Source organism: [Chlorobium] sp. 445, from assembly GCA_002763895.1.
GTDB lineage: Bacteria > Bacteroidota > Chlorobiia > Chlorobiales > Thermochlorobacteraceae > Thermochlorobacter.
The window spans coordinates 18022-32539 of record NSLH01000028.1 but is presented as its reverse complement, the minus strand read 5'-3'; the positions used below and the strand labels follow the sequence as shown (position 1 = coordinate 32539).

Below are 14518 nucleotides of genomic sequence, written 5' to 3'. Positions count from 1 at the left end.
TTATTATTTATTTTCAGCAACACTTAACTTCCTGCAGTAAATTGCTATGCCACAGCCAGACATTCAGCGCGAGACACTTGAGATGGACATTCTCTTCGTGGGCGCCGGTCCTGCCAATCTTTGCGCAGCAATTCATCTTCAAAACCTCATCGACGCGCACAATGCGCAGTCTGCTCAAAAGTTAGAGCCGCAAATTGCTATTCTCGAAAAAGGTCAGCGTGTAGGTGATCATCTGCTTTCGGGCGCGATTTTGGACCCGATTGCTTTGCGCGAACTTATGCCTGACTTCAAAGAGCGCGGTTGCCCAATTGAAACTGAAGTTACAACGGAGTCGCTCTATTTTCTTACCGCAAAATCTAAGTTTCGTTTTCCACTGATACCACCGCCCATGCAAAATCATGGGAATTATATCATTTCGCTCAACAAGTTTGGTGCCTGGCTTGGAAAAATCGCTGAAGAGCAAGGTATCAATATCTTTACAGGGTTTGCTGGCGCAGAACTGTTACTCGATGGGCGTAAAGTCATCGGCGTTCGCACCGACGACAAAGGCTTAGACAAATCAGGTCAGCCCAAACCTAACTTTGAGCCCGGAATGAACATTCGCGCTAAACTTACGGTCTTAGGTGAAGGACCACGCGGCTCGCTGACGAAGCAAATCGTCCGTATTCTGAATCTTGATACTGACCGCAATCCACAATCCTACGAAACAGGCGTCAAAGAAATCTGGGAGATTCCTGCTGGTCGTATCAAGAAAGGTGCCGTTATTCATACGATGGGCTTCCCGTTGCCTGCTGATATCTATGGCGGTAGCTGGATTTATGCCATGAGCGAGACCATGCTCTCCGTCGGTTTTGTTACTGCCCTTGATGCTGAAGACCCTACCAATGACCCGCATTTCAATTTGCAAAAGTTCAAGACGCATCCGTTCGTGCGCACACTCTTAGAAGGCGGAAAGATGGTCGGCTATGGTGCTAAGACCATTTCAGGTGGCGGCTACTTCTCTATGCCGCGCCTTTATGCCGATGGGCTTTTGCTTACAGGCGAATCCGGTGGCTTTTTGAATATGATGCGTCTTAAAGGCATTCATCTCTGCATGAAGTCGGGCATGCTCGCTGCTGAAACCATCTTTGAAGCCTTAAAGAAAAACGATTTTTCTGCCGACACACTCAAACTCTACGAGGAAAAATTTCATGCCTCTTGGGCAAAAAAAGAACTCTATCGCTCTCGTAATTTCAGACAAGCCTTCAACTACGGACTTTACTTTGGTATGCTACGCGCTGGACTGCAAATGCTCCTCGGTGGCAAAATTCTTAAAGATAAGCTCCCGCTCGATGCCGACCATACCCACATGGCACGTTTCTCAAGAATCTGGCGCGAAAAATACCTGCGTGAAAAAGCAGAATTTAAGTTCGATGGCAAACTCACTTTCGACAAACTTAGCGATGTCTACGAATCCAAAACGACACACGAAGAAAACCAACCGTGCCATCTATACATTCGCCCTGATGTGATCGCAGATATTTGCAACACAAAATGCATCACCGAGTATGGCAATCCATGCCAACACTTCTGCCCCGCAAATGTCTACGAAATGGTCTCAACTGATGACCTCATGGGCACAAAGAAATTGCACATCAATGCGTCAAATTGTGTGCATTGCAAAACATGCGACATTGCCGACCCATATCAAGCCATTACTTGGAAAGTGCCTGAAGGCGGCGGCGGTCCGATTTACACGAATGGATAGCCCGCCCTGTCCCTTGCTATGGCGCAGTCAGAATATTCACCGGTGGAGACACCTATCTCCTTCTGGACCTGGTTTCGGGCATTTTTGCTCTCTCCAGGTGCACTATTTGCTCTGCTCTATCTTGTGGCTCATCTCTTGCAGCGCAGCCGCTTTGCTTGGCTAATTGACTGGGCTATGAAATAATTCTTCTTGCCTGAAACATATTTGCCTTAGCTAAGGTAAGAACTTGTTACGACTATGCATTTGCATTAATTTTCTGCCATGGATTTTTCCATAACTTATGCGACTAATGAGGCACAGTTTAGTACAGTCTCTCCTTCCCGATATAAACGTCTTTAAGTTTAAGTTTGCTCTACTCCTTTTTGCTGCTTTGTTTTCTTTTTTGCACACTGCACAGTCACAAATCCCCGTTTTGCGTCGTGCTGTGCCGCTCACTAGCGAGAAAACTCTTTCCGTTCAACTTGACTTAGGCGCACTGAAATTGCAACTGGGTTCTCAACAAAGCTCTAATGCGTTTGAATACGAATTTCACTCTACCGACACAGCTAGCTTGCTTGCCGCATATTCAATTCGTGATGGCGTAGGCTATTTGTCGCTCCAGCACAATCAGGCGAATGAGGAACCGCGCCGACGCCGCCTTCGCCTCGACTGGCGCTCCCTCTTCGGCAGCAGTGATGAAACCGAAGAAGAAAAAGACCTGCGCGAATCCGTCCTGAAACTCTTTCTCCCTACTGGCATTCCTGTCCAACTCGATTTTTCAGTCGGCGCTGGATACAATGATCTCAATATGTCGGGCTTGAAAATCTCTGACCTTAATCTGGTCTCAGGCGCATGCGCCACAAAACTGCGCTTCAATGAGCCCAACCCTGTTACGATGAAAAAACTTCGTCTCTCGACAGGGGCATCTAAACTCGTCGTCGAAGGGCTTGGCAATGCTAACTTTGAAGAAATGGATTTCAGTGGCGGCGCCTCTAATGTGGTGCTGGATTTCAGCGGCAGCGACTTTCATGCCTCAAAATCCTCAAAAGTTAATGTCTCAATCGGCGCTGGCTCACTGCGCATTCTCCTGCCGAAAGAAGCGGGCGTAAAAATCAAGTATGCCGATAACTTTTTCTCCTCAATTGCCCTTCCCGACGATTTCACCCAAGATGGCGAGTGGTTCTACAGCGGCAATTTTTCCAAAGCAAAGCACGTGCTCGAGCTTCATGTCTCGAGCGGCGTCGGCTCCGTTCGCGTGCGTTGGAAATAAGCTCGATACTGCAGTACCCTTCTTCTAAGTCTCATCCCCCGAATCGTATTTGCGTTTGTCTCTTGCTCTTCTCGCCTCAGAGCATGCGCTTGTTTTTCTGAATAGCGTTTTTTAGTTTTCAAATAATAAAAACTAACTACTGACCAATTAACCAAGGCGACAATGGGACGCTTAGATGGTAAAACCGCAATTATCACTGGGGGTGCACAAGGCATCGGCAAAGCCACTACTGAAAAATTTGCTTGTGAAGGCGCCACAGTGATTATCTGGGATATGAGTCGTGAAAAAGGTGAAAGTCTCTTGCAAGAACTCACTGCAAAGGGCTTCGCTGTGCATTTTGATGAAGTCAATGTCGCAGACCTTGCTTCAGTAGAAGCTGCGGCTAAGCGCGCCTACGAAAAATTCTCTCACCTTGATGTTCTTATCAACAATGCGGGTATTACGCGCGACGCCACACTGCTTAAGATGACCGCACAACAGTGGCAACAGGTGATTGATGTCAATCTCACTGGTGTCTTCAATTGTGCAAAAGCTGTCGCGCCGTACATGGCAGAAAAGCAATACGGTCGCATTATCAATACCGCTTCTGTTGTTGGACTTTATGGCAACTTTGGTCAAACAAACTATGTCGCCGCTAAAGCAGGTCTAATTGGTATGACCAAAGTTTGGGCAAGAGAATTAGGTAAGAAAGGCATCACGGTCAATGCGGTTGCGCCCGGCTTCATTGCAACCGAGATGATTACAACTGTACCTGAAAAAGTCTTGACAAGTGTTAAAGAACGCACGCCGCTTGGACGGCTTGGCTCGCCTGAAGATGTTGCTAGCGCATACCTTTTTTTAGCATCTGATGAGGCAGCGTTTATTACAGGCACCGTGCTGAGTGTCGATGGCGGCTATGTTGCCTAAGGCGGCAAGCACTTTATCAACAGAGCCAAAACATAGGTGGTTCTACTTAATCGATCTCTAAGCAAGAAGGGAGATTTGTTCCAATGCAAAACGCTATTATTGCTGCAACGGGGATGTACGCGCCTGAACGTATCATTGCAAATGCTTACTTCAATGAACTCTTGGGCGAAGATGTAGATACTTGGCTTGTAGAGAATCTAACCATTCGCGAGCGTCGATGGTGTAAAGACGATGAATCCACAGCTGATCTTGTCGAACACGCTGCACGCGCTGCCCTTGCCAATGCCAGCCTTCAGCCTTCAGAGCTTGATCTAATTATCGTAGCTACCGACACACCCGAATATATCTCGCCTTCGACGGCTTCAGTGGTTCAACACCGTTTAGGCGCAAAACGCGCGGGCACTTTCGACATTAACACCGCATGCGCAGGTTTTGTTACTGCGCTCGATGTTGCTTCCAAATACATTCGTTCTGACGAACGCTATCAGCACATTCTTGTTGTCGGCGCCTACGCTATGAGCAAGTATTTGGATATGAAGGATAAAAAAACCGTTACGCTTTTTGCAGATGGTGCAGGCGCTGCAATTCTTACAGCCGAGAAAAATTCTACGCGCGGCTTTCTTGCAAGCGAACTGCTCACCGAAGGGCAATACCACGACTGGATGGGGATTTATGCTGGCGGTACGCACGAGCCCATTTCAGACCGAGCGCTTTCTAACAAAGATCATCTGCTCAAATTCGTGAGAAAATTTCCGAAAGAACTTAACGCAGAAGTTTGGACGAAGATGGCTCGCTCACTTGCGGCGCGACTCAACTTGCAGCCAACTGATTTTGCGCAATACTTTTTCACACAAATCAACATCAATAGCATTTGGCAAACTCTGGATAATTTGAATGTACCGCGCGAGCGCGCCCACACAATCATGGACAGATATGGCTACACTGGCTCTGCTTGCATTCCTATGGCGTTCTGCGATGCCTTAGAAAAAGGCAAGGTCAAGCGCGGCGACCTCATTATGTTCATTGGTTCAGGCGGCGGACTTGCATTTGCTAGCGCTGCATTTAAGTTTTGAGTCAGATTTCACTTCAACAAGGAGAGATACGATGCACGCACCTGCAGCTGAAATCAAACCACAGACTTTCTCTGAAAGATATGCATGGTATGCACTTGGCTTGCTGACACTGGTCTATTTGCTCAACTTCTTAGACCGCATGCTTATCTACATTCTCTTTACGCCAATTAAGAGCGAGCTGCAGTTCAGCGATACGCAACTTGCGCTGCTGAGCTCCACCTCGTTTATCATCTTCTACACTCTCTTAGGCATCCCTTTTGGTCGTCTTGCTGATCGCATGTCACGCAAAACGCTGATTGCCATTGGACTTGCATCGTGGAGCGTTTTTTCAGGGCTCACAGGCTTTGCTGTTGATTTCTGGACAATTTTTCTTTGCCGCATTGGCGTTGGCATTGGCGAAGCCACACTTGGTCCTGCCGCACTTTCTCTGCTGAGTGATTACTTTCCACGAGAACGGCGCGCGACCGTTCAAGGCATTTATTCATCGGCAATTGCGCTGGGCAGTGGACTTGCCTTCCTGCTTGGTAGCGTGATTGCCGAAGCCATCGGCTGGCGATATGCGTTTTACCTCTTGGGTTTTCCCGGTGTGCTGATTGCTTTGCTTGTTGCAGCACTTATTGAGCCCAAACGCGGACACAGCGAAGTGCGAAGGCAAGAGACTGTCTCAGATTGGCGCGCACTCTACAAAACGGCGAAGATATGGTTTCATCATAGTGGTTATGCACTTTTCAATGTTGCGTCAGCAAGTGTTGGCGCTTGGCTTACCGTGTTTTTTGTGCGCGTGCACAAATTAAGCTTGGTTGAAATCGGCAGCTGGTTTGGCATTGCTATGATTACAGGTGGGTTCATTGGGATTATTGGTGGTGGCTATCTTGCCGATAAATTTCGTCAGAAAGAAGTAGGCGGTCGCATGAAATTGGCAAGCCTTTCTGCTTTTGCGAGTGCGCTCTGCTGGTCGCTGATGCTCCTTGGTGAAAATCTTGTGCTTTTGCTTGCACTCAACTTTTTCTTGATTGGTTTTAGTCTCTCATGGCTTGGTCCCTCGTTTGCAGACCTCAACGATATTGCCGCACCCACCATGCGCGGCCTTGCTGTAGGTATTTATTTCTTTCTTGTCAATGTTGCTGGCTATGGTATCGCTCCCCTTGTGATTGGCTACCTCAATGATCAGTGGAATGTCAGTGCAAACCCTGAAGCAATGCGACTTTCGCTTATCATTTGTCCCGTTGCTTGCGTGCTTGCTGCTGTGGTCTTAGCTCTTGGGAATCGACAAATGAACACTCTTAACTTGGATTAAGCGATGATGATCTTCAACTGGCTAGAAAAACTTTGTCTATACACGCCTCAGAAAATCGCACTCAAAGAGTTTGAGACAGAACGAACTTTAACTTACACCCAGCTTGATCACATTTCAAACCGCCTCTCGCGGCTCTTCACGCAAGAGTTTGGTCTCACACATGGTGATCGCATCGCACTTTACGCTGAAAATTGTCTGGAACACTTCATTTTGTTTTTTGTCGCACAAAAAACTGGCGCAATTATTGTCCCGCTCAATTTTCGTTTAGCAGCAAAAGAAATCAATCAAGTCCTTGCTGACTGCATGCCTAAACTTCTCATCACCGAAGACAAGTATCTCTCTACGCTCTCGCAATGTCCAATTGCTGACACCATTCCTCACAAATGGTCATTGCAGAACTTGCAAGATGAAGGTTATGCGTATCGAGATTCTGCAGAGTCTTTCATGTCGCTTGCAAAGCTCAGCGAAGATGATGCTGTGTTCATTCTTTACACAAGCGGCACCACCGGCTTGCCCAAAGGTGTGCTGTATTCTCATCGGATGCTCTTTTGGAACAGTGTCAATACGATGATGCGCCTAGATCTTTCAACTGAAGATAGGACAATATGCGCCATGCCACTTTTTCATACGGGCGGACTCAATGTGCTTTCCACACCTTTTCTGCATCACGGTGCCTATTCTTGCCTCATGAAAAAATTTGATGCAGAGACCACACTGCAGCTTCTCGAGCAGGAGCAAGCCACGATGTTTATGGCTGTGCCGACGATACTCAAACTGCTTGCGGCGGCACCAAGTTTTCACACCGTCAATCTGAGCCGCATACGCTTTTTTCTAGTTGGTGGCGAAGCCTTGCCGCTGTCTGTGATTGAACTTTGGCAAAATCGTGGCGTGCCGATTCGTCAAGGGTTTGGCATGACAGAAGCTGGACCTAATCTTTTTTCACTGCATCACAGCGATGCCGTGCGCAAAATTGGCTCGATTGGTGTACCAAATTTTTTATCTGAATGTGCGTCTTGTCGATGATCAGGGCAATGATGTTCAGCGCGGGCAAGTCGGCGAACTCATCTTCAAAGGCGATGTCGTTACAAAAGGATACTGGAATAACCCTAAAGAAACGGCAAAGGCTATCAAAGATGGCTGGCTTTATTCAGGCGATTTAGCGCGAGAAGATGAAGAAGGATTTTACTATGTGGTCGATCGCAAAAAGAACATGTACATCTCTGGTGGAGAAAATGTCTATCCTGCTGAAGTCGAGCGCGTGTTGCATTCGCACCCATGTATTGCTGAAGCCGCCGTTGTGCCTGTACCTGATGAAAAGTGGGGCGAAGTTGGCAAGGCATTCGTGGTTTTGAAAGAAGGTGTTGTGCTCTCCGAGCGCGATGTGCAAGCATTTTGTCAAGCAAATCTGGCAAAGTATAAAATACCAAAGTATGTCGTCTTTCTGGATGCACTGCCAAAGAACGCTGCTGGCAAAATCAATCGCAAAGCGCTTCTTCAAGCAGAGTAGCTCATCATTTGCCGTGCGCGATTTAGACCGTTTTCTATGCGATTCATTTTGAGTCGTGCTTTCTCAACTAAACTCATAGGAGAAAAATGAAAAATATCAGTTTTCTGCTCTTGCTCTGTGCTGCTTTGACCATGGCTGCATGCCAAGGCTCTACGACTTCATCAGATTCTGGGAGCACCCAAGATCCGATTGTTGGCACATGGGTATCGGAAGGCACAAATGTCGCACCGATTCTCTTTGCTCCACCCTTTCGGATTCGCCGCATTCAAGCTACGTTTAACAGAGATGGCTCATACGTGGTTGTACAGCGCGATTCAGCTGGCGTTGAAGGCACTTTACGCGGGACTTACACGACTTCAGCTGGCGGGGCCACGGGTGCAAATGCAAACATCCGAAACATTAGGGTCAATCAAAGTACGCCTACAGCTATTACGGCAGTTGGGATTTATGAAGTCAGCGGCAACACGATGCGATATGAAATTGCGCAGACAGAGCCTCCTCTCCAAGGTGTTACGCCGCCTACTGCCACCGCTGGCTTCGGAAGTACATCGGGCGGTGCATTTGGGCAAGCTAATGTTCAGCGCTACGTGCGTCAATAAACCCTTCGCTTTTGCTTAGGATTAGTCGGTGGGATGCCTCTAAGGAGTGGCGTCTCACTGCACCTAAGCACTCATGCAAGGTTTTGAAAACTGGGGAGAACGCTATGAAAATTGCTTTATGCTTTGTCGCTATCCTTTTCTATGCCACTTCTCTGTGGGCACAGTTGCCGAACTACCCTGTCGATGATGAACGTCGTATGGGCACGCCTGAAAAGCCGCCGCCTGAGTTGCAATTCATTGGATTCTTTTTTACGCGCCTTACGGCCAGCAACATTGCGCCTGAAAATGAATTTCTGCGTGGGCAAATTATTGGTCGGCTCTTCGGACCGAACAGCACCTCTACTGTGCCCCAAACTGCTTTTTATGGTGAAGGACGCTTTGTGCCGCTCTTCGTCTATCGACCTGCGATTTTAGATGGCATCGCAATTTTTCGCACGCTCTTCAAAGTCGATGTTACTTGGGGCGATGTCAACTACGGCGTCGGTAATAATGTCGGCGGCGCAATCAACGCAGGGACTGTGAACATTCAAACTTTGCTGGCAAACCTTGAACTCAAAATCAATCCTGCATGGAATGTGGTTATTGGCATTCAGCGCATTTTTGATAACCCGCGCGACCCCAATGTCAATACGCTGCAAACCCATCAGACCAGCGCTAACCGCTTGATGTTCTGGGGCACACAAGGCGTCGGCATGAGCACCTACTTCAATCTTACGCCTGTCACTATAGGTCGCCTCGCCTATTTTCAGCTCTATGAAAATTTTATTCAAATCGATGATGATGTCGTCTTGTTGATGGCAGATGCCGAAACCCGCCTCTCTGGGTTGTGGGAACTTGGCGGCAGCATCTGGTATCTCTACGACAGAGCTCAAGGTGAAGGCGGAGTCTCAATTCTCGGTCAAGGCTTTAACTCGCTGTTAGTCGAGTATAACGGCGGCGCACGGTTTCGGTTGGGACAAAATCGCTACAAGGGCGATGTGCTCTGGACAGGCGCTAACTTTGCCTACAATCGCGACTTTATCGGCGGACGGCTCTGGGCAAGCGCACTCACTGTGTTCAACTTCGGCAATCTCAATACTTTCACGCCACAGGGCGAGAGCACAGGCAACATCGGTATTTTTGGCTTTACAGCTCATCTTTCACTGAACTACAAATACGGTCAAACCAACAACGACCGTATTTCCTTCGAAGCGCTCTACACTTCTGGTGATGCCAACAATGTGAGCGATGGTCAATACACCGGTGTTGTAACAGGTAACACTTGGGGCTCACCTGTTGGTATTTTTAGCTCACACCGCGCATTTCTGCTCTTCCCCGATGCACAAGTCGTAAACCGCTACTACTCTGCTGTTCACGATATTTCTAACATGGGCTTTGGCACCACAGCTGTTTTCTTTAACTACTTCAACAATCTTGTACCTAATAAAGTGTTAATAAAAGTTGGTGCTGCAGCTGCGCTTGCCAATCAGACGCCCAGCGATGTCGGTCGCTTCATCGGAGCCGAACTCAACGCCGAACTCAAATACACACTCGCACTCTTTCTCGATTTAGGGCTCAGTGTGGCTTACATGTTCAACGGTGATTTCTACGACAGCCCACTGACACGTCCAAACGCACTTACCACGCGACCGCAAAACCCTTGGGTTGTTTTTGGTACACTTAGTTGGCTAATGTTTTAATCAATGCTATGAGCTCTAACCATGACGAACGTAAAACGCTCTTTCTTGCTTGTCTGCCTCATCGCACTCTCAGGATGCGGCAATTCTAAACTCTACCATGCCGCCCCACCGATGAAGTTTCAGGATATTGCTTATCCTTTCGGCACCGAGATGAAATCCGTCAATGGTGTCATGATGGCGTATTATGATAGCAAAGGTGCAGGTCAGCCGATTGTTCTTATTCACGGGCTTGCTAGCAATATGGGCTTTTGGCGATACAATATCCCCACTCTGCAAGCACAAGGCGTTCGCGTTATTGCCGTTGATTTAATTGGATATGGCAAATCATCAAAGCCTTATTCAGCGCCCTACACCTTGAAATTTTATGCTGAGACCGTTCGCGCGCTGCTGAGCGAACTTGGCATCACGAAAGCAACTTGGGTTGGGCACTCTATGGGTGGACAAATTGCTATGACTGCCGCCCTGCACTTTCCTGAATCCGTAGAGAAATTGGTTTTGCTCTCACCTGCTGGGTTCGAGGCTTTCAAACAAGGCGAAGGCGACTGGCTACGCAACGCTACCACTCCTGACTTTGTCAAGAAAACACCGCAAGAGCGTGTGCGCGCTAACATCACCAACAATTTCTATGAATGGAATGATGAATGGGAATGGCTCATTGAAGAGCGTGTGCGTTTAGCTGGCACAGAAGAGTTCGATCGATTCGCTTATGCCGTGTGGAAATGCGTTGGCGCCATGCTCGATGAATATGTCTGGGATAAGCTCGGAAAAATTCAGGCACCTACACTTGTGCTTGCAGGTGAAAACGACAATCTCATTCCCAACCCATTTTTGCATGGCGGTCGCACACGTGAAGTGATGGAACAAGGCGTCAAAGCGATGCCTAACGCAAAACTTTTGATGCTTCCACAAACTGGGCACATGATTCAAATTGAGCGCAGCGCAGAAGTCAGTGAGGCAATTTTGAACTTTTTGCGCAGTGACGCTTTGCGTACTAACGTCGCAAAGTAATGTTAAAACGAAACAGTCAGCGCAAGACCTGTGCCAAACGGAAGTGCTGTGGCAGTAACGGAGAGCATCGGGCGCAGTGCATTTTCAAGGTCTGTTGTGCGATGTCCTGACACAACAGCTTGCCAGATATCGAAGATGAGCAAGAACGCACCTTGAATCAATACGCCAAGTCCACTTCCAAAAAATTCATCGCTTCGACTTAGTCCATTTCGCGCCGCCCACATTAAGGCGCCTCCGACCAACATGTAACCGACATCAAGTCCTGCATTGACCAAGAGAATTTTCGAGAAGGTATGTTCTTCTGAAAGCTCTTTGAGCAGGGCTTCTGCGCCGGGGCTTAGCGTGTCTAATGTAGCAATTTGCGCACCTAATCCAAACAGTGCAAAGCCTGCAAGCGCTGCATTGACCGCTCCCCACCCGATATTTTGAAAACCAAGATACCGCAGCGTCGTATTTTCCGACTGCACTGAAAGCCCTACGCCTGACAAAATGGAGACACCTGCCCATGTGCCCAGTATCCACATTGCACTTTGCTGTGCGCCCAGACGTTTTTCAGCAAAGTGTTTTGCAAGCGGTTGTGCTAGAGCATCTACAGCAGGCTGGACTATCAGCATCGCTGCCAGCGCCAATATGCTGCACAGTCGTCTCAATGCTACCGAGTGTTTCAATGCCTTCATTTTGGCAAAATTTTGACCTTGAGGTGCGATGCCGCATTTGCAGCACGAAACACTCGATGTGTGGCTTTCTGAAAATCACGGTCATCGCACTTGTAGATATCTACGAACTTTTGCGGATTGCGGTCAATGAGCGGGAACATCGAACTTTGCACCTGCACCATAATGCGATGCCCTTTCTTGAAAGTGTACAGCACATCCATCAATTCAAGTTTAATTTGCTCGATTTGATTGGGCTTCATCGCTTCGGGCTTTTCATAACTTTTTCGGTAGCGCCCACGCATGACTTCCCAGCGCACTAATTTTTGAAAACTGCCTAACCGCACTGGTGCAGGAAAAACGCGCCGTCCTAATGGCTTATCGCTATAGTCATCTCGTGCACTGTCAGGATAGACATCAATTAACTTGACGATAAAATCGGCATCACTGCCTGTAGTTGAGACAAAAAGATTGGCAAAAATATCTCCTGCCAGCGTAATATCTTCGCTGAGTTCATCAGTTTGATAGACGAGCACATCAGGACGGCGCGCCGCAAAGCGCTGGTCTTCAATCATATACTCTACACTGCGGTCAAGGCGAATTTCATTCGTGTAGGGCACTGGCTTATTTGGGTCGCTGATGTATTCATCATAACCTTTTGCCTCTTTTGGTGGCTCAAATGAAAGTTTGCCATTTGCATCAAAGTACAGGTTTTTCTCAATCACATTTTTTGGATGCCACTCGTTAAAGGTTCGCCACTCATTTTTGCCCACATCAAACAAGATGGCTTTTGGCAACTTAGCTTCCACGCTGTCTTTGAGATACGCATTAAAAAAGACCTTCTCAACATTCTCACGATAATACGGTCCCGTCTTTGAGCCAAACTTGATATAGCCCAGCTGATCACCATCGGTTCTTGCCCATGCACCATGAAACCATGGGCCCATCACCAGTATATTTTTTGCATTTGGATTTTGGCGTTCAATGGCATCGTAGACTTTGAGCGGTCCGTAGAGATCTTCAGCATCATACCAACCGCCAACGGTCATCACAGCTGGCGTTACGTTCTTGAGGTGTGGCAGGAGCGTGCGCGATTTCCAGAAATTATCGTAGTCGGGATGATTCATAATATCATTCCAGAATGCAATGCTATCACGAAAGATCTTTTGATTGACATTTTTCAATGCGCCAAGCTCGAGGAAAAATTTGTAAGCATCGGGCGTTGGAAAACGGTAGGGTGGATTGCCTATTGTGGTAGGCTGCGGTCGTGCCTTACCAAAAGAGTAGAGAAATGTAAAAGCATCAGCAAAGAAAAATGCGCCGTTGTGATGAAAGTCATCGCCAATCCACCAGTCGGTTACCGGTGCTTGTGGCGAGACGGCTTTGAGTGCTGGATGTGCATCTGGAATTGCTGCGGCAGCATAGAAACCGGGATAAGAAATTCCCCAAATGCCTACTCTGCCATTGCAGGTTTGTAAATTCTTGACGAGCCACTCTATCGTGTCGTAAGTATCGCTGGACTCATCAATCTCTTTTGTTGCATTACCCGGAACATTTGGACGCACATTTACAAACTCTCCTTCGGACATATATCGCCCGCGCACGTCTTGATAGACAAAAATGTATCCTTCACGCATGAGCTCAATTGGAGCAAGTGAGGTGCGGTAAGCATCTTCTCCGTAGGGCGCAACACTATAAGGCGTGCGCAACATGATAATCGGATACTTCTTTGAGGAATCTTTCGGCACATAAATCGAGGTAAAAAGCCTGACACCATCGCGCATTGGGATATAAACTTCACGCTTGGTAAAGTTTTGCCGCACATAGAGTGAATCGTCCGCAGCGGTTTGTGCTGCAATCTGTATGACTTGTAAAAAACTTAAAAGTAGGGAGAGCCAGAGTGAAGCAAGCAGTTTTCTCATTGATTATAGTTTGGTCTTACTGCGTTTTTGAAGGCAAAAAGATAACGAAATGTCGCGCTTCAAAAAAGCTCGACAGACTTTCAATTCAATTATGTGCTAATAAAAGAGTGCGAGTTCTTGCCTTCAGGCAAACCCTCGCACTCTTTTATGTTTTTAATCCTTAAGACCATTATGCCATTGCGCCTTCTTCATGCATGATCTTTGTGCCCAAAAGTTCAAGAAACTTCGAAAGCAGTGCCGGATGAGAAGGCCAAGCTGGTGAAGAGACGATATTGCCATCGACAATCGCTTCATCCATTGCAATTTGCTCGTAGTGTCCCCCTGCCATGTTGACTTCAGGAGCGCATGCTGGATAAGCAGAAATTTTCTTGCCTGCTACCACGTTCGCTGCAGTCAAGACTTGTACGCCGTGACACACAGACCCAATCGGTTTGTTATGCTTTGCAAAATGTTGAGCGATCTCAATCACTTTTGAATTGAGCCGAATGTACTCTGGTGCACGTCCACCGCAGATGAAAAGGGCATCGTAGTCTTCTGGCTTGACATCTGCAAATGTGGCATTGAGCTTGAAGTTATGACCACGCTTTTCAGTGTAGGTTTGGTCGCCTTCAAAGTCGTGAATTGAGGTGCGCACCACATCGCCTGCTTTCTTATCGGGGCAAACCGCATGAACTTGATGCCCTACCGTCAATAGGGTTTGAAAGGGCACCATCACTTCATAGTCCTCGACATAGTCGCCGACAAGCATCAAGATTTTCTTTGGCATATTGCTTCTCCTTGTTGTTTAACAGTTATTGGAATTATTGTGGGTTGCAAGAAGTTAAGGGCTTTACAACTTTCTTTCAAAACCAAATTGAAGGATGTCGGTCAACTTGAAC

Annotated in this window: 11 protein-coding genes and 1 pseudogene; 9 read left to right on the top strand and 3 right to left on the bottom strand. The window is 47.5% G+C overall.

The genetic code is table 11. From position 1 onward, the window contains the following. The first annotated feature begins 46 nt into the window (after positions 1-46). From CMR00_10430 to CMR00_10390, 9 genes and pseudogenes are all read left to right on the top strand, one after another. Positions 47-1747 carry an electron transfer flavoprotein gene (locus tag CMR00_10430; protein ID PIO47459.1) on the top strand — a complete coding sequence of 567 codons (1701 nt, stop codon included), beginning with the start codon at positions 47-49 and terminating at the stop codon, positions 1745-1747. A 412-nt stretch (positions 1748-2159) separates the two neighbouring features. Beyond that, entirely contained in the window at positions 2160-2996 is an 837-nt protein-coding gene (locus tag CMR00_10425) for a hypothetical protein (GenBank protein PIO47458.1), read from the top strand. Positions 2997-3158: 162 nt separating this feature from the next. Further along, positions 3159-3902 carry a 3-oxoacyl-ACP reductase gene (locus CMR00_10420; protein PIO47457.1) on the top strand — a complete coding sequence of 248 codons (744 nt, stop codon included), beginning with the start codon at positions 3159-3161 and terminating at the stop codon, positions 3900-3902. 83 nt (positions 3903-3985) lie between these two features. Then, positions 3986-4975: a 3-ketoacyl-ACP synthase gene (locus CMR00_10415; protein PIO47456.1), complete on the top strand. Its 990-nt coding sequence runs from the start codon at positions 3986-3988 to the stop codon at positions 4973-4975. A gap of 31 nt (positions 4976-5006) precedes the next feature. Next, positions 5007-6272: a hypothetical protein gene (locus CMR00_10410; GenBank protein ID PIO47455.1), complete on the top strand. Its 1266-nt coding sequence runs from the start codon at positions 5007-5009 to the stop codon at positions 6270-6272. Positions 6273-6275: 3 nt separating this feature from the next. Continuing rightward, positions 6276-7779: pseudogene (locus CMR00_10405) on the top strand (AMP-dependent synthetase). An 86-nt stretch (positions 7780-7865) separates the two neighbouring features. Then, entirely contained in the window at positions 7866-8378 is a 513-nt protein-coding gene (locus tag CMR00_10400) for a hypothetical protein (GenBank protein PIO47454.1), read from the top strand. Positions 8379-8482: 104 nt separating this feature from the next. Then, positions 8483-10057, top strand: a complete 1575-nt coding sequence (locus CMR00_10395) for a hypothetical protein (GenBank protein ID PIO47453.1) — start codon at positions 8483-8485, stop codon at positions 10055-10057. Between the two features lie 21 nt (positions 10058-10078). Continuing rightward, positions 10079-11065, top strand: coding sequence for an alpha/beta hydrolase (locus tag CMR00_10390; GenBank protein PIO47452.1), 987 nt, complete (start codon positions 10079-10081; stop codon positions 11063-11065). Between the two features lie 2 nt (positions 11066-11067). On the opposite strand, the gene CMR00_10385 is transcribed toward CMR00_10390, so the two are convergent. The 3 genes from CMR00_10385 to CMR00_10375 all read right to left on the bottom strand — a co-directional run bounded on the left by CMR00_10385 (position 11068) and on the right by CMR00_10375 (position 14406). Further along, on the bottom strand, positions 11068-11694 hold the full coding sequence (locus tag CMR00_10385; GenBank protein ID PIO47451.1) for a hypothetical protein: 627 nt from the start codon (positions 11692-11694) through the stop codon (positions 11068-11070). A 44-nt stretch (positions 11695-11738) separates the two neighbouring features. Further along, positions 11739-13640 (bottom strand): X-Pro dipeptidyl-peptidase, encoded by a 1902-nt coding sequence (locus tag CMR00_10380; GenBank protein ID PIO47450.1) that lies wholly within the window; start codon positions 13638-13640, stop codon positions 11739-11741. Between the two features lie 169 nt (positions 13641-13809). Further along, positions 13810-14406 carry a protease gene (locus tag CMR00_10375; GenBank protein ID PIO47449.1) on the bottom strand — a complete coding sequence of 199 codons (597 nt, stop codon included), beginning with the start codon at positions 14404-14406 and terminating at the stop codon, positions 13810-13812. Between the last annotated feature and the right edge of the window lie 112 nt (positions 14407-14518).